The sequence below is a fragment of the Vibrio sp. 1CM2L genome, assembly GCF_023161695.1.
In the GTDB taxonomy this organism is placed as follows: domain Bacteria; phylum Pseudomonadota; class Gammaproteobacteria; order Enterobacterales; family Vibrionaceae; genus Vibrio; species Vibrio coralliirubri.
Window position 1 is genome coordinate 219,049 of record NZ_JALNTT010000005.1, and the last position, 24,952, is coordinate 244,000.

General features: G+C 45.1%; 21 protein-coding genes. 17 read left to right on the forward strand and 4 right to left on the reverse strand.

Translation table 11 applies throughout. From position 1 onward, the window contains the following. Positions 1-206: 206 nt before the first annotated feature. Positions 207-1,634, forward strand: coding sequence for a sodium:alanine symporter family protein (locus tag MSG34_RS17860; protein ID WP_032545312.1), 1,428 nt, complete (start codon positions 207-209; stop codon positions 1,632-1,634). Between the two features lie 208 nt (positions 1,635-1,842). Further along, on the forward strand, positions 1,843-2,619 hold the full coding sequence (gene yaaA, locus MSG34_RS17865) for a peroxide stress protein YaaA (RefSeq protein WP_048606773.1): 777 nt from the start codon (positions 1,843-1,845) through the stop codon (positions 2,617-2,619). A gap of 115 nt (positions 2,620-2,734) precedes the next feature. Here the strand turns inward: yaaA and srmB are convergent, their stop codons facing one another. Together srmB and MSG34_RS17875 are read right to left on the reverse strand one after the other, a co-directional pair. Then, positions 2,735-4,000 carry an ATP-dependent RNA helicase SrmB gene (gene srmB, locus MSG34_RS17870; RefSeq protein WP_050622314.1) on the reverse strand — a complete coding sequence of 422 codons (1,266 nt, stop codon included), beginning with the start codon at positions 3,998-4,000 and terminating at the stop codon, positions 2,735-2,737. A gap of 107 nt (positions 4,001-4,107) precedes the next feature. Beyond that, the gene (locus MSG34_RS17875; RefSeq protein ID WP_248338840.1) at positions 4,108-4,836 is read right to left on the reverse strand and encodes a methyltransferase; all 729 of its coding nucleotides are present in this window, start codon (positions 4,834-4,836) and stop codon (positions 4,108-4,110) included. 314 nt (positions 4,837-5,150) lie between these two features. Here MSG34_RS17875 and brnQ point away from each other — a divergent pair, with 314 nt between their 5' ends. Next, complete coding sequence (gene brnQ, locus MSG34_RS17880; protein ID WP_019820574.1) at positions 5,151-6,464, forward strand: branched-chain amino acid transport system II carrier protein; 1,314 nt, start codon at positions 5,151-5,153, stop codon at positions 6,462-6,464. Positions 6,465-6,594: 130 nt separating this feature from the next. On the opposite strand, the gene fldB is transcribed toward brnQ, so the two are convergent. Beyond that, complete coding sequence (gene fldB, locus MSG34_RS17885) at positions 6,595-7,116, reverse strand: flavodoxin FldB (RefSeq protein WP_048606779.1); 522 nt, start codon at positions 7,114-7,116, stop codon at positions 6,595-6,597. Positions 7,117-7,266: 150 nt separating this feature from the next. On the opposite strand from fldB, the gene xerD reads away from it, so the two are divergent. The 8 genes from xerD (at position 7,267) to MSG34_RS17925 (ending at position 16,721) form a co-directional block, all read left to right on the forward strand. After that, complete coding sequence (gene xerD / locus MSG34_RS17890; protein ID WP_017059327.1) at positions 7,267-8,181, forward strand: site-specific tyrosine recombinase XerD; 915 nt, start codon at positions 7,267-7,269, stop codon at positions 8,179-8,181. Positions 8,182-8,207: 26 nt separating this feature from the next. Beyond that, entirely contained in the window at positions 8,208-8,987 is a 780-nt protein-coding gene (locus tag MSG34_RS17895; RefSeq protein WP_248338842.1) for a thioredoxin fold domain-containing protein, read from the forward strand. An 80-nt stretch (positions 8,988-9,067) separates the two neighbouring features. Further along, positions 9,068-10,804 carry a single-stranded-DNA-specific exonuclease RecJ gene (recJ, locus tag MSG34_RS17900; RefSeq protein WP_050635059.1) on the forward strand — a complete coding sequence of 579 codons (1,737 nt, stop codon included), beginning with the start codon at positions 9,068-9,070 and terminating at the stop codon, positions 10,802-10,804. Between the two features lie 235 nt (positions 10,805-11,039). Next, positions 11,040-12,138, forward strand: a protein-coding gene (gene prfB / locus MSG34_RS17905) for a peptide chain release factor 2 (RefSeq protein ID WP_100208942.1) whose coding sequence is annotated in 2 segments (ribosomal slippage) — positions 11,040-11,114 and positions 11,116-12,138 — 1,098 coding nt in all. Because the reading frame shifts where the segments join, the coding sequence is not laid out codon by codon here. A gap of 98 nt (positions 12,139-12,236) precedes the next feature. Further along, a complete protein-coding gene (lysS, locus tag MSG34_RS17910; RefSeq protein WP_017059330.1) occupies positions 12,237-13,769 on the forward strand; it encodes a lysine--tRNA ligase in 1,533 nt (510 codons plus the stop codon). A gap of 271 nt (positions 13,770-14,040) precedes the next feature. Beyond that, on the forward strand, positions 14,041-15,375 hold the full coding sequence (vpsR, locus tag MSG34_RS17915; protein ID WP_050053118.1) for a cyclic-di-GMP-binding transcriptional regulator VpsR: 1,335 nt from the start codon (positions 14,041-14,043) through the stop codon (positions 15,373-15,375). 568 nt (positions 15,376-15,943) lie between these two features. Beyond that, positions 15,944-16,195 carry a hypothetical protein gene (locus tag MSG34_RS17920; protein WP_017059332.1) on the forward strand — a complete coding sequence of 84 codons (252 nt, stop codon included), beginning with the start codon at positions 15,944-15,946 and terminating at the stop codon, positions 16,193-16,195. A 214-nt stretch (positions 16,196-16,409) separates the two neighbouring features. Then, entirely contained in the window at positions 16,410-16,721 is a 312-nt protein-coding gene (locus tag MSG34_RS17925) for a DUF6482 family protein (RefSeq protein ID WP_004735016.1), read from the forward strand. Between the two features lie 88 nt (positions 16,722-16,809). Here the strand turns inward: MSG34_RS17925 and mutH are convergent, their stop codons facing one another. Next, positions 16,810-17,475 carry a DNA mismatch repair endonuclease MutH gene (gene mutH, locus MSG34_RS17930; protein ID WP_048606845.1) on the reverse strand — a complete coding sequence of 222 codons (666 nt, stop codon included), beginning with the start codon at positions 17,473-17,475 and terminating at the stop codon, positions 16,810-16,812. 616 nt (positions 17,476-18,091) lie between these two features. On the opposite strand from mutH, the gene rppH reads away from it, so the two are divergent. The 6 genes from rppH (at position 18,092) to MSG34_RS17960 (ending at position 24,927) form a co-directional block, all read left to right on the forward strand. Further along, on the forward strand, positions 18,092-18,610 hold the full coding sequence (gene rppH / locus MSG34_RS17935) for an RNA pyrophosphohydrolase (protein WP_017059335.1): 519 nt from the start codon (positions 18,092-18,094) through the stop codon (positions 18,608-18,610). 2 nt (positions 18,611-18,612) lie between these two features. Beyond that, positions 18,613-20,862 (forward strand): phosphoenolpyruvate--protein phosphotransferase, encoded by a 2,250-nt coding sequence (ptsP, locus tag MSG34_RS17940; RefSeq protein WP_050644343.1) that lies wholly within the window; start codon positions 18,613-18,615, stop codon positions 20,860-20,862. A gap of 8 nt (positions 20,863-20,870) precedes the next feature. After that, a complete protein-coding gene (locus MSG34_RS17945; RefSeq protein ID WP_248338845.1) occupies positions 20,871-21,662 on the forward strand; it encodes a sulfite exporter TauE/SafE family protein in 792 nt (263 codons plus the stop codon). A 57-nt stretch (positions 21,663-21,719) separates the two neighbouring features. Further along, complete coding sequence (gene lgt / locus MSG34_RS17950) at positions 21,720-22,541, forward strand: prolipoprotein diacylglyceryl transferase (RefSeq protein WP_017059338.1); 822 nt, start codon at positions 21,720-21,722, stop codon at positions 22,539-22,541. A 9-nt stretch (positions 22,542-22,550) separates the two neighbouring features. Further along, the gene (locus MSG34_RS17955; RefSeq protein ID WP_248338846.1) at positions 22,551-23,402 is read left to right on the forward strand and encodes a thymidylate synthase; all 852 of its coding nucleotides are present in this window, start codon (positions 22,551-22,553) and stop codon (positions 23,400-23,402) included. Positions 23,403-23,526: 124 nt separating this feature from the next. After that, positions 23,527-24,927 carry a winged helix-turn-helix domain-containing protein gene (locus MSG34_RS17960; RefSeq protein WP_248338848.1) on the forward strand — a complete coding sequence of 467 codons (1,401 nt, stop codon included), beginning with the start codon at positions 23,527-23,529 and terminating at the stop codon, positions 24,925-24,927. Positions 24,928-24,952 lie beyond the last annotated feature (25 nt).

Below are 24,952 nucleotides of genomic sequence, written 5' to 3' on the forward strand. Positions count from 1 at the left end.
CATATTGATTTTTAGGCCGTCTCGCTGCATTATCCGCCCGTCAAAAAATACACTGATACGTAAAATGGATGCATGAAGCGACATTTACAGTCTCAATCGCCGCAAGAATATAACAAGAGTGCCGACACAACATTGACAGAGGCATAGGCGATTAAGAGGAAGGCTAGGAAGCATGATCGGTGCTTAAACTCAATTACGAGGTTCACGTGACAGACTTAATCAATTTGATGAACGATCTCCTTTGGGGATCTATCTTAGTTTACTTACTGGTTGGTGTGGGTATCTACTTCACTGTACGACTAGGCTTCATTCAATTCCGCCATTTCGGCCACATGTTCTCTGTTCTTAGAAACAGCCGTAAAGCAGACAGTGCTGGTATCTCTTCTTTCCAAGCTCTTTGTACTAGTCTCGCTGCTCGTGTTGGTACGGGTAACATGGCAGGTGTTGCTGTAGCACTAACCGCTGGTGGCCCTGGCGCTATCTTCTGGATGTGGCTAATCGCAATGCTAGGTATGGCAACATCTTTTGCAGAAAGCACACTGGCACAACTATACAAAACGCGTGATAACGACGGTAACTACCGCGGCGGCCCTGCATACTACATGGAGAAAGGCCTAGGCATGCGTTGGATGGGGGTTCTATTCTCTATCTTCCTAATCATTGCATTTGGTCTTGTATTCAACGCGGTTCAAGCGAACGCGATTGCAAGCGCAATGAACACTGCATTTGACCTTGAGCGTAGCTACGTTGGTGTTGGTATCGTAATCATCTCTGCATTCGTTATCTTCGGTGGTATCCGTAAGATTGCACGTACAGCAGAAATCATCGTTCCAATCATGGCATTGGCTTACCTAGCGATCGCTATGTACGTAATGTTCGCGAACATCGAGAAAGTGCCTGAAGTACTGGCTCTTATCTTCAAGAGTGCATTCGGTCTGCAAGAAGCAGCAGCGGGTGGCCTAGGTTACGCAATCGCACAAGCGATGATTAACGGCATCAAACGTGGTTTGTTCTCGAACGAAGCGGGTATGGGTTCTGCGCCAAACGCAGCAGCTTCTGCTACGCCTTACCCACCGCACCCAGCATCACAAGGTTACGTGCAAATGCTAGGCGTGTTCATGGATACCATTGTTATCTGTTCAGCAACAGTCGCAATCATCCTGATGTCTGGTGAGTATGTACCACACGGTGAAGTAACGGGTATCGAACTAACGCAACGTGCACTAACAGCACAAGTGGGCGAATGGGGCGGCATCTTTGTAGCGGTAGCGATTTTCTTCTTCGCTTTCACTTCAATCATTGCAAACTACTCGTACGCTGAAACGAACCTTATCTTCCTTGAGCACAACAACAAGAAAGGCCTAGTGCTGTTCCGTATTGTTGTTCTGGGTATGGTTATGTTCGGTTCTCTAGCAACTCTACCAACGGTATGGGCACTGGCTGACGTATCGATGGGCCTAATGGCGATTGTTAACTTGGTGGCGATTATCCTGCTATCAGGTATCGTGATTAAGCTAGCGAAAGACTACAACCGTCAACTAGACGCGGGTAAAGTACCAACATTCGATTCGAATGACTTCCCAGAGCTTAAGTCTCAGCTGGAAGACGGTATTTGGGACAACAACAAGAAGTAATCTTGTTGGAGCGATAAACGGCTCATCCTAAAGTGATTAGAAAGGCTAAGGTTTCGACCTTAGCCTTTTTCTTTGCCTGTCATTTGTCTCATTCTGTCTATTGAAGCTCATTCTCCCTATCGAAGTAATAGGAAGAGTCATAAAGACAAGTTGATGTTTTTTCTATACTCTAGCAGCATCCAGTTAGATAACCGATTAGGGTAAAGTTATGTTAGTTGTCGTTTCTCCAGCCAAAACACTTGATTACGAATCACCATTAGCGACGGAACGCTTTAGTCAGCCTGAGTTTGTTGAACACTCTGCTGAGCTGATTGAAGAGTGCCGCAAACTGACGCCAGTAGATATTTCTGCACTGATGAAAGTCAGCGATAAGATCGCAGGGTTGAACGTAGCGCGATTTGAGCAGTGGAGCGAGACCTTTACCCAAGACAACGCACGCCAAGCAATCCTAGCCTTTAAGGGCGATGTATACACTGGCCTAGACGCTGAAACGCTATCGGATGAAGATTTTGATTACGCACAAAACCACCTACGTATGCTTTCTGGGTTATATGGCTTGCTTAAGCCGTTAGATTTGATGCAGCCGTACCGCCTAGAGATGGGTACACGCTTGGCGAATGCTCGTGGTACTAACTTGTACCAATTCTGGGGCAACATCATCACAGACAAGCTGAATGAAGCGTTAAATGCTCAAGGCGACAATGTGTTGATCAACCTAGCATCGAACGAATACTTTAAAGCCGTGAAGCCGAAGAACTTGGATGGCCAAGTGATTACCCCTGTATTCAAAGACTGCAAGAACGGTCAGTACAAGGTGATCAGTTTCTACGCGAAGAAAGCACGTGGCATGATGGCTCGCTACATTATCGAGAACAAGATCGACTCGGTTGAGGCGCTGACCCAGTTTGATACGGCGGGTTACTACTTCGTTGAAGAAGAGTCGAACGCGAAAGAGCTTGTCTTCAAGCGTGAAGAGCAAAACTAGTAGCCCTTGGCTAACGAGTTACTCTCGGTTTTAGCCTGATAACAGGCCAAATAGAGAAAAGCCCCATGCAGCGAACTGCATGGGGCTTTTTTATTGAATCGTTAAAGCTGGTAGATTACTTCTTCTTTGCTGCTTTCTTTTTCTTCGCGATTTTTTTCTTCTTCGCGATTTTTTGTTTCTCTACCGCTTTCTTATCTTCTTTCTTTGGCTTCTTCTTCTTAGTCACGGCCGCTTTCTTATGCGTAGGGCGCATGCCTTCGATGAAGCGTTCTTTGATTGGTTCTTCAGTGTAACGAGCCACACGCTCAATCATCAGTTGATCGTGCGCTTCAATGATAGAAACCGCGTTACCTTTTTTACCAGCACGTGCAGTACGGCCAATACGGTGTAGGTATACGTCAGCAGTACGTGGCATGTCGTAGTTGATTACGTGGCTTACGTCTGGAAGGTCGATACCACGAGCAGCAACGTCAGTCGCTAGCAGTACGTTTACAGAGCCGTCACGGAAACGAGCAATCGCGTTGTTACGACGATCTTGAGGCATTTCACCTTGGATCCATGCACATGGGATTTGCGCGCTTTCAAGTTGAGCTCGTAGATCACCTAGACGATCACGCGTCTTCAAGAACACGATGCTGCGCTCAGCTTGCTCTGTGATAACGTGCTTTAGGATGTTCAGCTTGTGCTCTGCTGTGTCTGCACGGTGGTACCACTGAGTGATCTTCTTACGCTCACGAAGTGATGATTTCGCATCGATCTCCGCTGGGTTTTTAAGTAGATCTTCAGTGAAGCCTTCAATGCCTTTACCTTCTAGCGTTGCTGAGAACAGTAAAGTTTGTTTACGCCAGCGACACTCTGCAGACAGACGGTCAACAACAGGACCAAAGCCCATGTCTAGCATGCGGTCGGCTTCATCTAGAACCAGCCATTCAATCGCACGACAGTCAAAACGCTCGCCTTCAATGTATTCCATCAAACGGCCAGGTGTTGCTACTACGATATCTTGAGTTGTACTTAAGATATCTGCGTGCTCTTGGTACATCACACCGCCCGTAATCGTGAAGATATTTAGGCTGGTGTATTTAGCAAGCTCACGTGCTTGTTCGGTGATCTGCATTGCTAGCTCACGCGTTGGCGTCAGGATAAGCATACGTGCAGGGCCAGATTTCTTACGTGGGAAATCCAGTAGGTATTGCAGTGCTGGCAATACAAATGATGCTGTTTTACCAGTACCTGTTGGCGCAGAAGCCAAAACGTCTCTTCCATCTAACGCTTGTGGGATTGCTTCAGCTTGTATCTGTGTTGGACGTTCGTAGCCCATTTCGTCAATTGCTTTAAGCAGCTCTTGGTTTAGATCGAGTTCTGCAAAGGTTCTGATCACTGTTGTTTCTCCACAAGCAATAAATGTTTCTGCCTCAAAAAGCAGACGATAAAAAAGAGTAGTCGGACATTATAGAAGCATTAGTGATTAGGATCACATGGTATTTGCTACATCTTGAGATAAAAATCTTTAGTGAGCGCAATAAATGCTTCGCTATAACCACCTTGGTGGTGAATTGTAAGCGATTCGCGCTGCAAATCTTGCTCGCAAACAGGATCTTTAGATAACTCAAATAGAATTCGGCTAGCCGGTTTCTTGTCTGTTGTTTTCACATCAAGGCGTTTTGCTAGATACCAACCACATTGCTCGGCAAGCTTGATAAAACCTTCCCCCTCAGGCGTCGGTAGGATGAAACTGGCAGTCGCGGCTTCGGTTGTTATCTCGAAACAACGCTGGGCAAGCGCTAAATGATCCAAGCTGTCGGTGTGCCTGGCGGTGGCTCTTTGGCTTTGCTGAGCCTGTTCTCCAGAGTTGAAGTAGGGCGGGTTACAAATGATCGCATCAAACCTTTGTGGAAAGTCGGCTGTTAACACGCTGCCGTGATGAAGGGAGATACGATCTTGCCAAGGCGACTGCTCAATATTGACTGTGGCAGCATCAATGGCGTGTTGATCAATATCTATTGCAGAGATTGAAGCATCCTCAAAACGCTGCGCAGCCATCAAAGCCAGTAGACCTGTCCCTGTTCCAATATCGAGTACACATGATCTTTGTGGCAGGCTTACCCACGCGCCAAGTAATACGCCATCGGTACTGACTGGCATACCGCTTTTCCCGCCGTAAATTGAGAATTGCTTAAAATTGAAGCTTTTAGTTTGCACTGTTTTGTCTTTCATTAATGTTCTGAGTATCGAGATATTTTAAGTGATTAGCTCTAATGTTAACCGCTTGTATGAATCAATGTTCTGCTTGAGAAACTATTGTTGTGAATTATGGTTAGTTTATAATTGTGGCTATTTTTCTATAGCTAGTGGAATCCACTGCTTTTTGTTCTCATATGCAAATTTATATGGTGTTTTTGTGTGGTGACTTGCAGCTAGCCAGTTGTTTCGTCATTATGCGCGACTATTTTATAGATTGATTGGCAGCTTTGAGCTGTAACATTCATGTAAGCACAACATAAATTCATAAATATAATTAAGGATTATCTGTGAAACAGAGTCTAAAACTAACAGATATAATGGCATTGGGCTTTATGCTTTTTGCGTTTTTCTTGGGTGCGGGTAACATCATCTTCCCACCTCTAGCTGGCCAATTAGCCGGTGATCACTTCCTTCCAGCGATGTCTGGTTTTCTGCTGACTGCCGTTGGTCTGCCGTTAATCACTATCGTCGCGGTTGCAGTGGCTGGTGGCTCTTGGGGTCATTTAACTAAAGATCTTCCTAAGAAAGCTGCAACCATCATGGCTGTGCTGATTTTTATCATTATCGGTCCTGCATTTGCTGCACCGCGTACTGGCCTTGTTGCCTATGAGATGGCGGTGAAACCGTTCTTCATCGATGCCTCTCAAGCTCACCTAACTCTCTTTTCAATTGCATTTTTTGTAGTAGCGATGTTCTTCTCATGGTCGCAAGGTAAGCTTATTGACGTCATTGGTAAGGTGCTAACACCTGCACTGTTCGTTGGTTTGGTTGTACTGGCGATTGCTGTATTTGTTAACCCTCAAGGCGATATTCTTGCAGCTCACGGTGAGTACATCACTCAGCCACTGACCAAAGGTTTCCTTGAAGGCTACAACACCATGGATACTTTTGCTTCTTTGATGTTTGGTATGCTGATTGTTGATGCGATTCGTAGCAAGGGCATTACTGACCGTGCAGCGACGACTAAGTACCTAATTAGCGCGGGTTGTATTGCCGCAGCGGGTCTAGCGTTTGTTTACATCTCTTTGTTCTTCCTAGGTGCAACAAGTGCAACAGTCGCAGCCGGTGCCGACAATGGTGGCGCTATCTTAAGCCTATACGTTCAATCGTTGTTTGGTCCTTCTGGTCAGCTAGTGCTTTCTGTGATCGTACTATTAGCGTGTCTAACTACGGCGATTGGTCTTGTGTCAGCATGTTCTGATTACTTCAGCTCGCTAACGCCTCTGTCTTACAAGACTTGGGTAATCATCAACGGTGTCGCTTGTGCAACCGTTGCGAACGTTGGTCTTTCTCAACTGATTTCTCTGTCTGTTCCAGTACTGTTTGCACTGTACCCAGTCGCTATCGCGTTGGTTGCTCTGACATTCTTGCGTAGCCGTTTCCCTAATCCAAAAGCGGCTTACCGCGTAGTGGTATTAGTGTCACTGCTGTTTGCTCTTATTGATGGCGCTAAAGTAGCAGGTGTAGACGTATCTGCACTTAAGATGCTGCCACTGTTTGAGATCGGTATGGGTTGGTTGCTTCCAACAACGGCTGCAATCATCTGTATGTTCTTCGTTGGCAAGTCAACAGAACAAGAGATGGCGGAAGAGACTGTTTAATCTTCTGTTGAGATTAGATTGTCCTTCGAGATGAAATAGAAAAGGCCTCATTACTTCGCAGTAATGAGGCCTTTTTGTATTCTGTGGTCTTTTTATATTCAGCTACTTAGCCGGGAGCACTTCTGATTGGTTATAGCTTTTCGCTGTACTCAACTAGTACTTGCTCAACCCAGCTTGCGATACGGTCGTCGCTAAGCTCGTATTGTGAATCTTCATCAAGCGCTAAACCAACGAATTGAGATTTGTCTTCGGTTAACGCTTTAGACGCTTCGAACTCGTAGCTGTCATCGTTTGGCCAGAAACCAACAAACTCTGCACCCGCGGTTTTCAGTTCATCATGCAATAGACCCATCGCATCTAGGAACCATTCGCCGTAGCCTTCTTGGTCACCTAAACCAAATAGAGCCACAACCTTGCCTTTCATTGGCGTAGTTGCGATGTCTTCCCACAGTTCATTCCAGTCTTCTTGGATTTCACCGAAGTCCCAAGTTGAGATGCCCAGCAATAAAAGGTCGTAGTCCGCCATCAATGAAAGAGGGGTTTCTTTCACGTTATGGATATCAACTAGGTCTTCACCAATAATGCCGCGAATTTTCTCTGCTGCCATTTCTGTGTAGCAGGTGGTTGAGCCGTAAAATAATCCAATTTTCATAGCAAACGTTCGATTTTAATTTCAGATGGCGAATTCTAACCATAAATCGACTTCGATTGCAGCGATTATCCGCTCAAGTCGTAATTTTTATGGCATTCATATTTGCTCTGGCATACTCTCAAAACAGTTTCCAATATTGTGAGTAACACTATGCAGTCGCCTCAAGGGCAGAGCGCAGACCACGGTCTCGTTGAGCAGTTTTTAGATGCTATGTGGATGGAGCGAGGATTATCGGAGAATACGCTTGTCTCGTACCGTACCGATTTATCCAAGTTATTAGCGTGGATGGAAAAGAACAATTACCGCCTCGACTTCATTAGCCTTTCAGGTTTACAGGATTATCAAGGCTGGTTAGCCGACGCCGATTTTAAGCAGACTTCTCGTGCTCGTATGTTGTCGGCAATTCGTCGCTTGTTCCAATACTTACACCGCGAGAAAATCAGAGGTGATGATCCAAGCGCCTTGTTGATCAGCCCGAAGCTGCCGCAACGCTTGCCGAAAGATTTGAGCGAAGAACAGGTTGATGCTTTGCTCGATGCGCCAGATCCGAACGATCCGATTGAGCTTCGCGATAAGGCGATGCTTGAGTTACTCTATGCAACCGGTTTGCGTGTGACAGAACTGGTTAGCTTGACGATGGAAAACATCAGCCTAAGACAAGGTGTGGTGCGTGTTATTGGTAAGGGTGGCAAAGAGCGATTAGTACCCATGGGTGAAAATGCGGTGGATTGGATAGAGACTTTTATTGAACAAGGTCGTCCACATCTACTCGGCGAAAACAGTTCCGATGTGGTTTTTCCGAGTAAACGCGCCAAGCAAATGACCCGTCAGACGTTCTGGTATCGTATCAAGCACTACTCGGTCGTCGCTGGGATCGACACAGAGCTGTTGTCACCACACGTATTGAGACACGCTTTTGCGACGCATTTACTGAACTATGGCGCAGATCTCAGGGTCGTACAGATGTTACTTGGGCATAGTGACTTATCAACAACCCAAATTTATACTCACGTGGCGACTGAAAGGCTGAAGCAAATTCACGCGCAGCATCACCCACGTGCTTAAATCCATTTATTTTTAAGGTGAACTTAATGAGCGTATTACGCCGTCTTCCTCTACTAGCGCTTCCTCTTATGATTACTGCATGTAATGCATCAGAAGCGAAAGTAGAAACAACATCAACAGCCCTAGAAGCTGCTCCAGCTCAAGCTATTGATACAGCTGCGTTAACTAAGCGTTTTGAAAAAATCGGTATTAAGGTCGATAAGATTGTTCCTTCGGATATCGATGGTCTGTTAGAAGTTCAAACCAACAGTGGCATTATCTTTTCTTCTCCAGAGGGCGATCACTTTCTAGCCGGTACACTTTACTCTTTGGATGAAAACGGTAAGTTCAGTGATGTTTTGGCTGAGCGTCAAGCTCCGTTGAATGCTGAAAAAGTCGCGGCGATGTCGGATACGGTTATTGAATACAAAGCCGATAACGAAAAGTATGTTGTGACGGTATTTACTGACATTACGTGTGGCTACTGTGTTCGTCTGCACAGCCAAATGCAGGGTTACAACGATCTGGGTATCACCGTTCGTTACATGGCTTACCCACGCCAAGGTGCGACAGGGCAAGTTGCCGATCAAATGGCAGCAATCTGGGCTTCAGATGATCCAAAAACAGCGATGCATGACGCTAAAGTAAACCGTCAAATGCCAGCGTCTGGTAAAGACCTAGCAGAGCAAAAGCAGATCATTGCTAAACAGTACCAATTGGGTCGTGAGCTTGGCATCAATGGCACACCGGCTATCGTGCTAGCAAGTGGTGAGTTGGTGAGTGGTTACTTACCGCCAGCACAACTTCTTCAACGTTTAGAGCAATAATCTCGTTTTCTGTATTGCCAATTTATCCCCCATGTTTTTGATTTAAGGAGTGGCCTGATTGATATCGGGCCCATTTTTATATGATAGAGATCCAACGCCGTCCTGAGGTCGACATTTCAGTCTTACCTGCTCACTTACCTGACTTGTTAAAGCGCATTTATGTGAGTCGCGGAATCGACAGTGCCGACCAACTAGAGACAGCAGCGAAAGGCTTGCACTCTTATCAAAAACTGGGCGGCATTGATGCTGCGGTTGAGCTGTTGTTCAAAGCGATTCAACAGCAAAAACGCATCATCATTGTTGGTGATTTTGATGCCGATGGTGCGACCAGTTCGGCGCTGTCTGTTTTAGCGTTACGTATGCTCGGCAGCTCTAACGTCGACTATCTGGTACCAAACCGTTTTGAAGATGGCTATGGCTTGAGCCCTGAGGTTGTCGAACAGGCAATCGAGCTTGGTGCTGAAGTGATCATGACGGTTGACAACGGTGTCTCTTCAATTGAAGGTGTTCGCTTTGCTAAAGAGAAGGGGCTAGAGGTTCTGGTTACCGATCATCACTTGCCGGGCAATGAACTGCCAATGGTCGATGCGATGGTTAACCCAAACCTTGAGAGTTGCGCTTTTCCTTCGAAAGCCTTAGCGGGTGTAGGTGTGGCTTTCTATCTGATGATGGCACTGTGTGTTCACATGCGTAAACTGAATTGGTTTGCAGAACGCGGCATGACAGAACCTAAGTTGATGGAACTGATTGACCTTGTGGCGCTGGGTACGGTTGCCGACGTGGTTCCACTCGATGAAAACAATCGAATCTTGGTCCATCAAGGTTTGCAACGTATTCGTGCGGGTAAAGCTCGTCCGGGTATTCAAGCCTTGATCGAAATTGCTAAGCGAGACGCTAAGCGTTTGGTGGCGTCTGACTTTGGCTTTGCTCTTGGCCCTCGTATCAATGCAGCCGGCCGACTGGACGACATGTCTTTTGGTGTTGAGCTGCTCATGAGCAACAATATCCATGCGGCTCGTCGAATGGCGAGTGAGTTAGATGGTTTGAACCAAACACGTAAAGAGATCGAAGAGGGCATGAAGCAAGAAGCGATGGCTTTTTGTGAGCGCCTTGAGTTTGGTAAAGACGATCTGCCTTCTGGTTTAGCCTTGTTCCAACGTGATTGGCACCAAGGTGTGATTGGTATCTTGGCTTCGCGTATTAAAGACAAATACCACCGCCCAGTGATTGCGTTTGCAGATGGCGGCGAAGGCAGTATCAAAGGATCTTGTCGTTCGATTCCGGGTCTGCACATGCGTGATGCTTTAGACCGTATCGACACTCAAAACCCAGGCTTGATTCTTAAGTTTGGTGGCCACGCAATGGCGGCTGGCTTAACCATCATGGAAAAGGACTTTGAACGCTTCAGCAAGTTGTTCAATGATGTTGTGAAGAATGAACTTGGAGAAACAGCACTGAAGGGCATTATCTTGTCTGATGGTGAGCTGTTACCAGAAGAGTTCTCTATGCACACCGCTGAAACGCTGCGTTCAGGTGGCCCGTGGGGACAAGCTTTCCCTGAGCCAATCTTCGATGGTGAGTTTAAAGTGCTGCACCAAAAGTTGGTGGGTGAAAAACACCTTAAGCTGATGCTCGAGCCGCTCTACAAAGGTCATCCTACCAATGTGATGATTGACGGTATTGCCTTTAACGTCGACCTACGTCGCTGGCCAGATGCCTCGGTGAAAACCGTTCATCTTGCATTTAAGCTCGATATCAACGAATTTCGCGGCAACCAATCGTTGCAGCTGATGATTGATCATATCGAAGCCAAATAGTTATTTTGGGCTCAAAAATGCTCATCATATAGCGCTAAATTCAACAAGCTCTGTTCAAAAACAGGGCTTGTTTTCCTTTCTGCCCTTACAAATTTTACGTGTTTTTTCTGCCTGTCAATTTTATATCCCATTAAGTTGTTGAATCTTGGTTCACCACTCTAAAAAATTCTGTATCTCCGTCACACTTTTGAGTACAATTCTTCGGTTAAATTCTACTCATAAATGATGAGCTAAAATGTTTGAAATCAATCCTATAAAAAACCGTCTGCAGGATGTGTCTGAGCGCACAAATATCCTGAGGGGGTATCTTTGACTATGACGCTAAGAAAGAGCGTCTAGAAGAAGTAAACGCAGAATTAGAACAACCGGATGTATGGAACGAACCTGAGCGTGCTCAAGCGCTAGGTAAAGAACGTTCTGCATTGGAAGCGGTAGTAGAAACGATCGACCAACTTGACCAAGGTGTTGAGGATGTTGATGGCCTATTAGAGCTTGCGGTTGAAGAAGAAGATCAAGAAACGTTCGATGAAATTGAACCAGAACTGGCCGAGCTTGAAGCTAAGCTAGAGAAGCTGGAATTCCGTCGTATGTTCTCTGGTGATCACGATGCATCAGATTGCTACATCGATTTACAGTCAGGTTCGGGCGGTACAGAAGCTCAAGACTGGACTTCAATGATGTTGCGTATGTACTTACGTTGGGCAGATTCGAAAGGCTTCAAGACTGAAGTTATCGAAGTGTCGGATGGCGATGTTGCTGGCCTTAAAGGCGCAACGGTACGTATTTCTGGTGAGTATGCTTATGGTTGGTTACGCACAGAGACTGGTGTTCACCGTCTAGTTCGTAAATCACCATTTGATTCAAGTGGTCGTCGTCATACTTCATTTGCATCTGCGTTTATCTATCCTGAGATTGATGACAACATTACGATCGACATTAATCCTTCTGACCTACGTATTGACGTATACCGTGCCTCTGGCGCTGGTGGTCAGCACGTAAACACCACGGAATCAGCAGTACGTATTACTCACGTTCCGACTAACACTGTGGTTCAGTGTCAGAATGACCGTTCGCAGCATAAGAACAAAGATCAAGCGATGAAGCAGCTACGTGCTAAGCTTTTTGAACTTGAGATTCAAAAACAAAATGCTGAAAAACAAGCGAGCGAAGAAACGAAATCAGACATCGGTTGGGGCAGTCAAATCCGCTCTTACGTACTGGATGATTCTCGTATCAAAGATTTACGCACCGGCATCGAAAACCGTAATACTCAAGCGGTTCTTGACGGTGACTTAGACAAGTTTATTGAAGCTAGCCTGAAATCAGGTCTGTAAGCTTTATCAACTATTAAGCTTTACCAATAATATTAGTAAAAATGCCTATATTTGCAAAAATATAGCGGTCCAAATTTTAAAAGCAGGGTACATCTCTAATGACTGATGCTGTTCAAAACGAAAACGCACAAGAAGCTTCTTCACCTGAAGAGAACAAACTAATCGCTGAGCGCCGCAGCAAGCTGGATCACATCCGCCAAAACTGCAAAGCTAACGGTCACCCAAATGACTTCCGTCGTGAGCACCTAGCTGGCGATCTTCAAGCGGAGTTCGGTGAGAAGACTAAGGAAGAGCTAGAAGAGCTTAACCACATCGTTGCGATCGCTGGTCGTGTTATGGCTAAGCGTGGTCCATTCCTTGCGATTCAAGAAACTTCTGGTCGTATCCAAGCATACGCAGCGAAAGACGTGCAAAAAGTACTGAAAGAGAAGTACCAAGGCCTAGATATCGGTGACATCATCGGTGTTAAAGGTGCGCTTCACAAATCAGGTAAAGGTGACCTTTACGTGAACATGGAAGAGTTTGAATTGCTAACGAAAGCACTTCGCCCTCTACCAGAGAAGTTCCACGGTCTAACTGACCAAGAGATGCGTTACCGTCAGCGTTACGTTGACCTAATCGTGAACGAAGATTCTCGCAATGCATTCATCGTGCGTTCTAAGCTTGTATCTTCAATCCGTAACTTCATGAGCGCGAAAGGCTACCTAGAAGTTGAAACGCCAATGATGCATGTGATCCCGGGTGGCGCAACTGCACGTCCATTCATCACTCATCACAATGCACTAGACATCGACATGTACCTACGTGTTGCACCTGAGCTTTACCTTAAGCGTCTAGTGGTTGGTGGTTTTGACCGTGTATTCGAGATCAACCGTAACTTCCGTAACGAAGGTCTATCTCCACGTCACAACCCAGAATTCACAATGATGGAATTCTACCAAGCGTACTCTGACTACAAAGACCTTATGGATCTGACAGAAGAGATGCTAAGCACGGCAGCAATGGACGTTCTTGGTTCTACTTCTATGCCTTACGGTGACGAAACGGTTGAGTTCGGTGGCACTTACGCTCGCATGAGCATGTTCGATGCAATCAAACACTACAACCCTGAGCACGCTGAGATTCAAGCGCTAACAGAAGCAGATCTACAAGATCGTGAGAAGATGGTTGCTATCGCAAAATCTGTACACGTAGACGTAGAAACGTTCTGGACATGTGGTCAGCTTCTAGAAGAGATCTTTGGTGAAACGGCTGAGCCTCAGCTAATTCAACCAACGTTCATCACTGGCTACCCAGCGGACATCTCTCCTCTAGCACGTCGTAGCGATGACAACCCATTCTTCACAGACCGTTTTGAGTTCTTCATCGGTGGCCGTGAAGTAGCGAATGGTTTCTCTGAGCTTAACGATGCACAAGACCAAGACGAGCGTTTCAAAGCGCAAGTTAACGCGAAAGACGCGGGTGATGACGAAGCGATGTACTACGATGCAGACTACATCACTGCGCTTGAGCACGGCCTACCGCCAACAGCGGGTCAAGGTATCGGTATCGACCGTCTAGCAATGCTATTTACAAACACGCACACAATCCGTGACGTGATCTTGTTCCCGGCAATGCGTCCACAAGCGTAATTCTCGCTTTTAGGGCGTAACAGCCTATGTAATTAAAAAGCCACCTTCGGGTGGCTTTTTCTGTTTTTGGGCTTCAAAACCTAGTCTGTACCGCACTCTTGATTCGAAAAATCGTTATTTCTGACATAGTCTTACTATTGAGACATAAAATCTAAGATAGTCTCACTACTATACGTCTCTGCGATGAATACGATCTCGCGGCATTTTGTCGAACGATGAAGCAGTGACTCGTATTAGTCTGATTTAAATAAAAATAGAATAAGGAAGAAGGATGGGAACTCAATTTAAGATGGATTCCTTACCAGGTTCTCTTATCGTCGTTGGTGGTGCGTACGAACCCTGGTTATCAGTGTTAGAACAAGTGGGTTGGCAGTGTACCCAGTGTGCAGATTTACGAAAAGCCGATGCCTTGATTGCTGATATTGGCCCATGTATTGGTATTGTCGATCTTAGTCATGATGAGTTCAGTCTCAACGGTATTGCTAACCTTGTGAGCAATAACAAGCAGGTAAGATGGCTCGCCTTTATCCGTGAGTCTCAATTAAGCTCTGATACTATCTGCCAGTTTATCGTTAACTTCTGTATCGACTTTTTCACGGCGCCAATCCCAGATGCTCAGTTGCTGAGTACCATTGGTCACCAACTGGGTATGCTTAAGCTTGAGCAGAAAGTATGGCCAAACTACGGCATTAACAACAATATGGGCCTGCTGGGCGACTCTGTGGCTGTGAAGCGCTTGAGAGACCAAGTGAAGCGTATTGGGCCGACTGATGTCAGTATCTTGATTTATGGCGAGAGTGGGGCTGGTAAAGAGACGATCGCACGCTCGATTCATCAAAACTCGTCACGAGCTCAGAAACCATTTTTAACGGTTAACTGCCGTGCCTTGTCTGAAATGAGAATAGAGGCCGAGGTCTTTGGTATTTCAGCACAGCCAGCGACAGCGCCTTGTATGTTGGAAGAAGCCGATGGCGGAACCATCTTGCTTAATGATGTTTTAGCGATGCCACGCAATCAACAACTGAATCTGTTGCGCTTTTTACAAGAGGGTAAGATTGAAACCGCTAATGGACCTAAATCCGTTGATGTGCGTATTCTGGCCGCGAACTCCTCTGATATCGAGAAGGCGTTGATCGAGGGCGATTTTAATGAAGAGCTCTATCACTACATCAATGTTCTGCGTATTCATGTTCCGAGCTTAAAAGAACGTGTGAGCGATATTTCAGTACTGGCGAATCATTTTCTACGTGAGTACTCGAAAGAGTTTAATGCTCAAGCGAAGAGCTTCTCAGACGATGCTATCCGTTCGATGAATCGATACCATTGGCCTGGAAATGTGCGTGAGCTGATGAATCAGATTAAGCGTGTTGTGTTGATGTCTGATGCTGTGATCATTGAGGATCACCAACTGGATTTACCAAAACAGAATGATGAACGCCGAAGCTTGAAGAGTATTCGAGAGCGCTCAGAGCGCGATGCGTTGTTAATTGTTTTGGAATCTTACGGTGGTCAGGTTTCGTTGGCAGCTAAGGAGCTCGGTGTATCACGAGCGACGATGTACCGCTTGCTGAATAAACACAGCCTAATCTCTGAAGGGGTTGTTTAGACTCTTTTCTACATGACTTTATTCAGTCACCGTAAATTAAAGGCCACGTATCTACGTGGTTTTTTTGTTTCTGAAGGGTAGTCCGTTGTTTTCTAGCTCATCCCTAAGAGAGATATGCTGCGATTTTATATAATCATAGTGAATATGTTATATGTAAATGAATATGCAACTGATATTTCAGGCGAATGCATTGTTTTAAAAATGTTAACCAATTATCGGTTGAATAATATACTCACTTGGTTAGACTTTAACCGTGAAAGCAACGATTTAACAAAGACTTGTCTGCTTTTACTACCCCATTTCTTTTTGGATTTTTTAGTTAGCTTGGAGGCGCAAATGAAACATTTCGATTTTATACAGCATATTTGCGCGTCGTTTGATCCGTGTACTGACATGGTGACTGAAATGTCACATACATCAGCCATGGCCGATCGAAACACCCAAGATAAACCTAACTAATAGATCCGTACCCTTATTTGGCTGCGGAAAAATAGCAGCTAAGTGAGAAGCCCTCATACTATCTAACACGCTATTTTTCCTCAGTTGATTCAACAACTGGAGAGTTATTATGCGTCACTCAGTATATTTAAAATTAGCAACAGTCCTTATCCGTGCCGATCTTCGTCGTGAAGAGCGTGAATGGCAACGAAAAGTTCGTCGTAGTTCATATGAGTTACCATGGAACAATACTCACTTATTAAGAGATATTGGTCTTGAAGCTGACGGTCGACCGATTGGTTTTTCTGAACCAGAAGTCGTGACTATTGAACGTCGAGTACGTCACCTTCGTCGTGTCTTAAGTGCGCGAATACCGACGTAATCTTAGGGGTTGATAGCACCTTTCAACCCCTAAGATAATTAACAGTGATAGTTATGGCGTCGAAAGTGCAAACTTTTGAACTAGAACTGGCCAAAAAAGAGAAGCGCTTGCTTCTCTTTTTTGCTTTTTTAAGCAGTTATCTGTGCTTTTTTAAGTCGTTATCTAGTAAAGGAAAAGAGTTCTACTAAGCTTTATAGAGCAAGGGAGGTCGGCTATGCAAAAGCATCAATTAGACATGTGGTTACATGGAGAGCACAAAGACTCATATCAAACACCGAAAGTGTACGTTATTGGCTGTTCTGATATCTCAGAATATCTACTCGCGGTGGAGTACAAACACAAGCTAGAACCGGTAAAGCAAGACGGCGAGCCGCTTCACTTTGGATCCTTGGATCAAGTGAAAGAGGAGTTACTCCGGCTAGGCTTTGAAAAGGCGTATCTTCGTTTACACAACGCCTATGATGAGTTTGGTAATGAGCCAAGCCAAAGCTACTGTGATATTGAACTGGCGCTCAAACCTCATTAAGAGGCGTTTGTAGCGAGATATTGATCCTAATTCCAGACTGTTTTGTAACGCACTGATAGTTTTGTCTATCGAGGCTAGATTAAACGATCTATGCGTAATGTGTTGTCAGTAATTTATGGGTGAATTGAGTTCGCAGATAGAAACCACGTGGTTTAGTTTTGATAGGTTTTCCGCTTGCACCGTAAGCTTCCGTTAACACACGGCTGTTGGCAGCCTTTGGACGCAAATGCAGTGCTTCACCGTGTCTTGCTGTTATCTGTTCAACATTGCCTAAAACGATCAACTCCATCAGTTCTTCCCAATCTCTTTTCAAGAGTTCGTCTTCAGCTTGGCTAGGTGTCCATAATAATGGGGATCCTACATGCCTCTCCGCTAGCGGGATCTCTCTTTCTCCCTCGACAGGGATCCACAAAACCTTAGACAGCTTGTTTCGAACGTGGCTGGTTTCCCAAGTTATGCCTTGCACGCCCATCAAAGGCGCAACACACACAAAGGTGGTTTCGAGTGGCTTGCCAGAGTAGCCAATCGGAATGCTTTTTAGTTCTATCCCGAGTTTGGCAAAATCTTGTTCTGGCTTACTGCCTGCAGGCGCACCCAAGTGCCATTCCAATAGCTGCCCAACCCAGCCTTTATCACGCTTAAGGTCGTTTGGCATCACCATCTCGGCTTCGTCGGCGAGCTCTTTAAAGGTCATTCCTGCGATGGCATACGCGCGCTCTAACAGCTCTTGTTGTGTTTGTGGTTCTGGTTTCATAATAAAAGGCATGATCAAAAAAACGATTTTATCAGAAGTTATCACCAAATGCCGACTGGTTAAGAAATGATCTCCTTGCGATAAAAGGGATCAAACTCAGGGTTATCCACAGGACATAAAGGTAATTAATTGAAATATTAATTTAGTGGATAAATAAACAGGGGTTTATGGTGGATAAAATGCTTGCCAAATGGGGTTCAAAATGAATCTTTCACTTGGTAGTGTGGATAAACATCGGAGTGGTTGATCTTTAACCATGTCAGATTTCTGAAAGATCTTTTACATTTCTAATGTTATTTAAAACCAAAATATTATTTTAATCATTTGATTTATATGAAAATAAATAAGATTTTATTGATTTGTAGTTTTTGGTGTTGATGAATCTATGGATTAAAAAAAACGATTGCGGGTAATTCTTCACATAGTTATTCACAGAAAAGGTGAATAAATGTGGTCTATGTCTCACTATTGTGTGGGTAACTAGAATTTGAGCAAAACTTATCCATATTCCTAGTTATTATTCATAAATATAGCGCTTATCACGTCACTAAGTTTGCTCCGATTGGGGATATGTGGAAAAATCAGAGTAATTAAAAATTTAGATAGAGGTTGGCCAGTGATAGATGGCGATGGTTACCGATTAAATGTTGGTATTGTAATCTGTAACAACCATGGTCAGGTCTTCTGGGCTAAACGATACGGGCAACATTCATGGCAATTCCCTCAAGGGGGAATAGATGAAGGTGAGACTCCGGAACAGGCAATGTACCGCGAGTTGTATGAAGAGGTTGGCCTTACTAAAAAGGATGTAAAGATCGTCGCGACAAGTCGTCATTGGTTACGCTACAAGCTACCCAAACGACTGGTTCGGTGGGATTCTAAACCTGTCTGTATTGGACAAAAACAGAAGTGGTTCCTTTTGCGCTTAGATTGCGATGAATCGCATATCAATATGCAGCGTGGAAGTACACCTGAGTTTGATGGTTGGCGTTGGGTGAGTTACTGGTACCCAGTTCGACAAGTTGTTTCTTTCAAGCGAGATGTTTACCGTCGAGCGATGAAAGAGTTCGCATCTTTAGCAATGCCGTTTAAAGAGCGAAAAATAAAAGGAAAGCGCAAATTGCGTAGAGGTTAAGCATGCTCAGTCAACTAAGGGAAATAGTTGAACACGTATCAAGAGTTGAAGATGTGTCGACGGCTCTTGATATTTTGGTTAAAGAGACATGCAGTGCGATGCAGACGGAATGTTGCACCGTGTATTTGGCAAATAATGATATGCAGCGCCTTGAGTTGATGGCAACTCAAGGCCTGATCTTCAAAGGCAATAGCATTCACATTGGTTTTGACGAAGGTCTGGTTGGCCTTGTTAAAAGAAGTGCTGAACCTATCAACCTTGCACAAGCGTCTGCTCACCCTGCTTATAAGTTTTTTCCAGAGCTTGGAGAAAATGTCTATCACTCTTTTCTCGGTACTCCGATTATCCACCGCAAGCAAGTGCTCGGTGTATTGGTCATTCAACAGAAGACCCCGCGTTTATTCAGTGAGATGGAAGAATCCTTCCTTGTCACGCTCTCTGCACAACTTGCCGTTATTGTGGCGCACGCCCAAACTCAAGGCCATTGGCTGTTAGAGCAACAGAAGCTACCTGCGACTAAAGGTATTGCAGCTTCATCGGGCGTGGCGATTGGTGACTTATGGTGGGACAACACTCAGCCTGAACTCACCGATGTTTATCCTGCTTCGACGCTCAATGTAGAGAGAGAGCATGAGTTGTTGGCGGTAGCGGTTGAAAACGCCCTCAATGACTTTAAGCGCATGCGAAAGCGCTTAGATAGCGAAATCAATAAAGACGCGTTGGCGATCTTTGACCTGTTTACTCACTTACTCAACGATCCAATGTTGCGTAAGGATCTAAAAAGCCAAATCCAGAAAGGCGATAAAGCCGATTGGGCATTAAGACAAGTGGTTGAGAGCTATTCGAATCGCTTTGCTCGTATGTCCGATGTATATCTTCGTGAGAGAGCACAAGACATCCGAGAGCTCGGACAAAGGCTGCTCTATTTTCTCCACAACTCTGAACATGAACTTCGCACATTAGATAAGCCGATTATCCTAGTGGTTCGTGAGTTAACCGCTTCGGTATTAGCGTCTATTCCAAAAGAAAAGCTGTTGGCGGTTATTTCCTTGGAAGGGGCGGCGAACTCGCATGCAGCGATTTTATCTCGAGCGCTTGGCATACCTTCCGTCATGGGGGTAAATCTTAACTTAGCTCAAGCTAATGGTAAGCGAGCGATTGTTGATGGGTATAGCGGTGAGATCTTTATTGAGCCGACTAAAAGCCTGCTCAAAGAGTATCGAGGGCTGATTCTAGAAGAGAGTGAGCTCTCATCTATGGTCAATCGCGAGCTGTACCTTCCGGCAAAAACCCAAGACGACAAGCAAGTCGAGATCCTGCTTAATGCGGGCTTGAGTGCAGACACTAACATCGCTATCAACCAAGGCGTTGATGGAGTAGGGCTGTATAGAACTGAAATCTCTTTCTTGTTGCAGCAAAGGTTCCCGTCAGAGGACGAACAATTCAAGCAGTATCGCTCTGTGCTGGCAAGCTACCCTGAAAAGCAAGTGGTGATGCGTACACTCGATATCGGTGGTGATAAGGCCTTACCGTATTTTCCTATCGAAGAGGACAATCCATTCCTTGGTTGGCGTGGTATTCGTTTTACGCTCGATCATCCTGATATCTTTATTATTCAGTTACGTGCCATGCTACGTGCGAGTTGTGAAAGCCATAACTTGAGTATTTTGCTGCCGATGATCTCTGGTGCTCAGGAATTGGATGACGCGCTACAGCTGATTGAACAAGCGTATGACGAAGTGCATGAGCTTGATAACCGAGTGCGCATGCCTCGCGTTGGTATCATGATTGAAGTGCCGTCCATGCTGTACATATTGCCGTTGATTGCGGATAAGGTCGACTTCGTTTCAGTTGGTACCAACGATTTAACCCAATATTTATTAGCGGTTGATCGGAACAATTCACGAGTATCCGATGTCTATGAATCAATGCACCCTGCGGTGATCATGGCATTAAAACAAATTCATGATACTTGTAAGCAATATCAATTACCTGTGTGTATTTGTGGCGAGTTAGCCGGTGACCCGATGGGCGCGCTGCTATTGATTGGATTGGGATATGAGACGTTAAGTATGAATACCTCGAATGTCGCAAGAACCAAATATTTGATTCGTCAATCGAACTTGGCAGAATTACAGGATTTGGCAAATAAGGCACTTTCAAAACCGTATGGTAGTGACATCTATAGTATGATGCTGAACTATTTCGAAGAGCGTGAATTTACAGGCTTCATTCGAGCAGGTAAAAAATAGGATTTAACGTGTCATATGAACTGATAGGCTTGTTAGCAGGCCTTGGTGCTATTGTTGGTGTTTTAGCTGGCTTGCTAGGCATTGGTGGTGGTTTGCTGGTGGTTCCTGCCTTACTGTTTTTGCTTCCTAAAGCGGGTATCCCCCAAGAGTTTGCGATGCAAATGGCATTGGCTACTTCGCTATCAACCATCATAGTTACGTCAGGATCGTCTGCGATTAACCATCTAAAGTTGGGTAACGTAGAGATGTTTGTCGTTAAGTGGTTGATGCCTGGTGTGGTGATAGGTGGCTTCCTCGGATCTTTCGTGGCCGATGTAACCCCAGCTCAATACTTACCAAAAGTCTTTGGTGTGATTGTCTTGGTATTGGCGTTGCAAATGCTGTTGTCGATTCGCTCTAAGAGCCAAAAATCGATGCCGGGTTCAGCTAAAACCGTGTTGTGTGGCGGCGGGATTGGTTTGGTATCAAGCTTAGCGGGCATTGGCGGTGGGTCTTTATCGGTACCTTTCCTTAACCATCACGGTGTGGAAATGCGTAAAGCCGTCGGCTCATCTTCGGTATGCGGTTGTGTTATCGCGATTTCGGGAATGCTAGGTTTCATTTGGCATGGATCTTCTGTCGATGATCTTCCTGCATATAGCTTAGGTTATGTTTATCTGCCGGCTTTGATCGCGATATCTTGTACCTCAGTTTTGACCACTCGAGTGGGTGCGAAACTGGCCACTCAATTGTCAACCCCAGTGCTGAAGAAATTCTTTGCGGTATTTTTAATGTTTATAGCAGCCACAATGCTGCTGTAGTGTCTTTTCTGTTAGCCATTGAGCTAACCGTTAATCAATTTAGATAGAGAGCCAAGTATGTCTCAGGGTTTTATCGAATTCCCAAATATCGATCCTGTTCTTATTGAACTAGGACCAATCTCAGTTCGTTGGTACGGCCTAATGTACCTTGTCGGTTTTATGTTTGCTCTTTGGTTAGCAAATCGCCGAGCTGATCAACCGGGTAGCGGTTGGACTCGAGAGCAAGTATCAGACTTACTGTTTGCTGGTTTTCTAGGTGTGGTGTTGGGTGGTCGTATTGGCTACGTACTTTTCTACAACTTTGACCTTTTCCTAGCAGACCCATTGTACCTATTTAAGGTATGGACTGGCGGTATGTCTTTCCACGGTGGCTTGCTTGGTGTTATTACTGCCATGTTTTGGTATGCCAAAAAGAACGGTCGAACCTTCTTTGGTGTGGCAGACATGATTGCACCATTGGTGCCATTTGGTTTAGGCATGGGACGCTTAGGTAACTTCATGAACAGCGAGCTTTGGGGCCGTGTGACTGATGTGCCATGGGCGATTGTGTTCCCTAACGGTGGTCCACTTCCTCGTCACCCATCTCAACTTTACGAGATGGCGCTTGAAGGTATTGTACTGTTCTTCATCTTGAACTGGTTTATCAAAAAGCCGCGTCCTCTTGGTTCTGTATCAGGGTTATTCCTAGCTGGATATGGTACATTCCGCTTCTTAGTAGAATACGTACGTGAACCTGATGCTCACCTAGGTTTGTTCGGTGGATTTATCTCTATGGGACAAATTTTGTCACTGCCAATGGTTATTATCGGTGTGCTGATGATGGTGTGGGCATACAAGCGTGGTCACTACAAAGACGAATTACCACAACAAACGAAGTAAGGAATTGGTGTGAAACAGTATTTAGATCTCTGTCAGCGTATCGTTGATGACGGTACTTGGATTGAAAATGAACGCACGGGCAAGCGCTGCCTAACCGTGATCAATGCTGACCTTGAATATGATGTTGGTAATAACCAATTCCCACTGGTAACAACGCGTAAGAGCTTTTGGAAAGCCGCAGTTGCTGAACTGCTTGGCTATATCCGTGGTTACGACAATGCTGAAGATTTTCGTAAGCTAGGGACTAAAACTTGGGATGCGAACTCGAACCTGAACGAAGCATGGCTGAATAATCCTTACCGCAAGGGTGAAGATGATATGGGCCGTGTTTATGGCGTTCAAGGACGTGCATGGGCAAAACCTGACGGCGGTCATATCGACCAACTGAAGAAGATTGTTGATGATCTTACGAACGGTATTGATGACCGTGGCGAGATCTTAAACTTCTATAACCCAGGTGAGTTCCACATGGGTTGTTTGCGTCCGTGTATGTACAGCCATCACTTCTCTCTACTTGGTGATACTCTGTACCTAAACAGCACTCAGCGCTCTTGTGATGTACCACTAGGCCTGAACTTCAACATGGTTCAAGTGTATGTCTTCCTAGCAATCATGGCGCAAATCACGGGTAAGAAAGCTGGCGTGGCTTACCATAAGCTTGTGAATGCTCATATCTACGAAGATCAACTTGCACCCATGCGTGATATTCAGTTAAAGCGTGAGCCGTTAGCTGGCCCAACATTCCACATCAATCCTGAGATTAAGTCTCTAGAAGATTTGGAAACGTGGGTAACGATGGATGACTTCTGGGTTGAAGATTACGAATGCCACGAAGCGATTAAGTACCCATTCTCGGTTTAATCTCACTCGCTTTGTTTGATTGAAAGGCTGCCTCTGTGCAGCCTTTTTTATTTGTTATGCTTGGCTTGCTTACTATTTGTAAAACCAATAATCTTGAGTGGTCTTTTCTAACTACAGAACTACTATGACTCGCTCGCATTGCTTTGTATTGCAACACGATTTTCCGATTGCTTTCTACCCTGAGAAAAATCAGTTGGTGGTGGATAGCGAAGCGATTCATTTAGAGCCATTGCAAGCAAAGTTGCTCAGCTATTTCATCGAAAATCGCGGGCAAGTGGTTAGCACTCAGCAGATAGCCGCGGATGTGTGGCAAAGAACTCAAGTGTCTGACAACTTGGTCAGACAGGTCATCAGCTTGCTGCGCAGTCAGCTTCAGGATAAATCACGTCCGTATCGGATTATTCAGACCATTCCTAAGCAAGGTTACCTGTTCGATGTTGAGGTGACTCAGCCGAGCATCGAACCAATTCCCGTTGAGGACGTCTCTCAACCTAAATCTGAACCTAAACCTTTTGTTGCTAAATCCAAAAAGAAAACCATCGCCCTGATTACAAGCGCAGTATTCTTTGTTGGCTTAATAGCAACTTGGGTGTGGCAACCCGATGTCCCAACCAATGACACAGCTGTTATTTCTGCTCATCAAAGTGATGTGATTCCTGTTTATATCCATGACATAACACTCGATTCTGCGAACGATTATGAGATGTCAGAAAGTGTTTACAACTATCTTTTCTATGGGCTGAACTCGGCAAAAAACTTATCGGGTTACCACTTTTCTCAGCTATCGAAACAGGGCAAGCAATCACTGGCCAACAATGGTGTCGAGCTCAAAGGTTGGCTTAAGCAAAAGGATGGTGACTATGTGTTGAGCGTGCTTGTACAAAATAATCGCCAACCCAATCAAAGTCAGAAAGTGGAAAAGACCTTTAGCCAAGATAATTTCTTCGATGCCATTGGGGATGTGATTCTCGAGATCAAAGCCATTATTGCTCCAATAAGCTCAGAATACGGCGTGGCAAGTCATCGAGTGACCTCTATTGATAACTACGATGATTGGAGTGTTATCTCTGAGGGGATATCGTTGTTCTACCAAGGAAAAGGTGGTCAGCCATTTGAGGAAATAGCACTTCAGTTGGATTCGATTCAACAACAAGGGCGAGATAATTATCTGGTCAATGCGTTGCTATCATATTCGGAATCTTTGGCTTATTTGCAAAGCCATGAGCAAGAAGATCGCGAACATGCACTGCAACTGGCAAAGCAAGCCTTCGAGATGAACCCACGTTGTGACATCGCCAATCTTACCTTGGGTCTTGCACTGTTAATCAACCAACACGCCAATCAAGCTTTCCCTTACCTTTTTTATGCGGCCGAAAGTACACCGAGCCCAATCAGTTTTTATCTGCTCAGTGTGGCGGACAAGCTGTCGGACAACCCAAAAGGTTCGCAATACAACTATCAACGCTATACCGAAGTGCAAAAAGAGCATGATGGTCAACTCTTTGATCTTATTGAGTATTTATAAAAAATAAACCTTTCCTAAACCTCGA

Bases quoted from the DNA above. Each gene is read 5' to 3' on its own strand.
- recJ (WP_050635059.1), top strand. From the start codon at position 9,068: ATGATAGAGATCCAACGCCGTCCTGAGGTCGACATTTCAGTCTTACCT.
- MSG34_RS17960 (WP_248338848.1), top strand. From the start codon at position 23,527: ATGACTCGCTCGCATTGCTTTGTATTGCAACACGATTTTCCGATTGCT.
- mutH (WP_048606845.1), bottom strand. From the start codon at position 17,475: ATGAAACCAGAACCACAAACACAACAAGAGCTGTTAGAGCGCGCGTAT.
- vpsR (WP_050053118.1), top strand. From the start codon at position 14,041: ATGGGAACTCAATTTAAGATGGATTCCTTACCAGGTTCTCTTATCGTC.
- MSG34_RS17925 (WP_004735016.1), top strand. From the start codon at position 16,410: ATGCAAAAGCATCAATTAGACATGTGGTTACATGGAGAGCACAAAGAC.
- ptsP (WP_050644343.1), top strand. From the start codon at position 18,613: ATGCTCAGTCAACTAAGGGAAATAGTTGAACACGTATCAAGAGTTGAA.
- lysS (WP_017059330.1), top strand. From the start codon at position 12,237: ATGACTGATGCTGTTCAAAACGAAAACGCACAAGAAGCTTCTTCACCT.
- xerD (WP_017059327.1), top strand. From the start codon at position 7,267: ATGCAGTCGCCTCAAGGGCAGAGCGCAGACCACGGTCTCGTTGAGCAG.
- MSG34_RS17875 (WP_248338840.1), bottom strand. From the start codon at position 4,836: ATGAAAGACAAAACAGTGCAAACTAAAAGCTTCAATTTTAAGCAATTC.
- MSG34_RS17920 (WP_017059332.1), top strand. From the start codon at position 15,944: ATGCGTCACTCAGTATATTTAAAATTAGCAACAGTCCTTATCCGTGCC.
- lgt (WP_017059338.1), top strand. From the start codon at position 21,720: ATGTCTCAGGGTTTTATCGAATTCCCAAATATCGATCCTGTTCTTATT.
- fldB (WP_048606779.1), bottom strand. From the start codon at position 7,116: ATGAAAATTGGATTATTTTACGGCTCAACCACCTGCTACACAGAAATG.
- MSG34_RS17895 (WP_248338842.1), top strand. From the start codon at position 8,208: ATGAGCGTATTACGCCGTCTTCCTCTACTAGCGCTTCCTCTTATGATT.
- yaaA (WP_048606773.1), top strand. From the start codon at position 1,843: ATGTTAGTTGTCGTTTCTCCAGCCAAAACACTTGATTACGAATCACCA.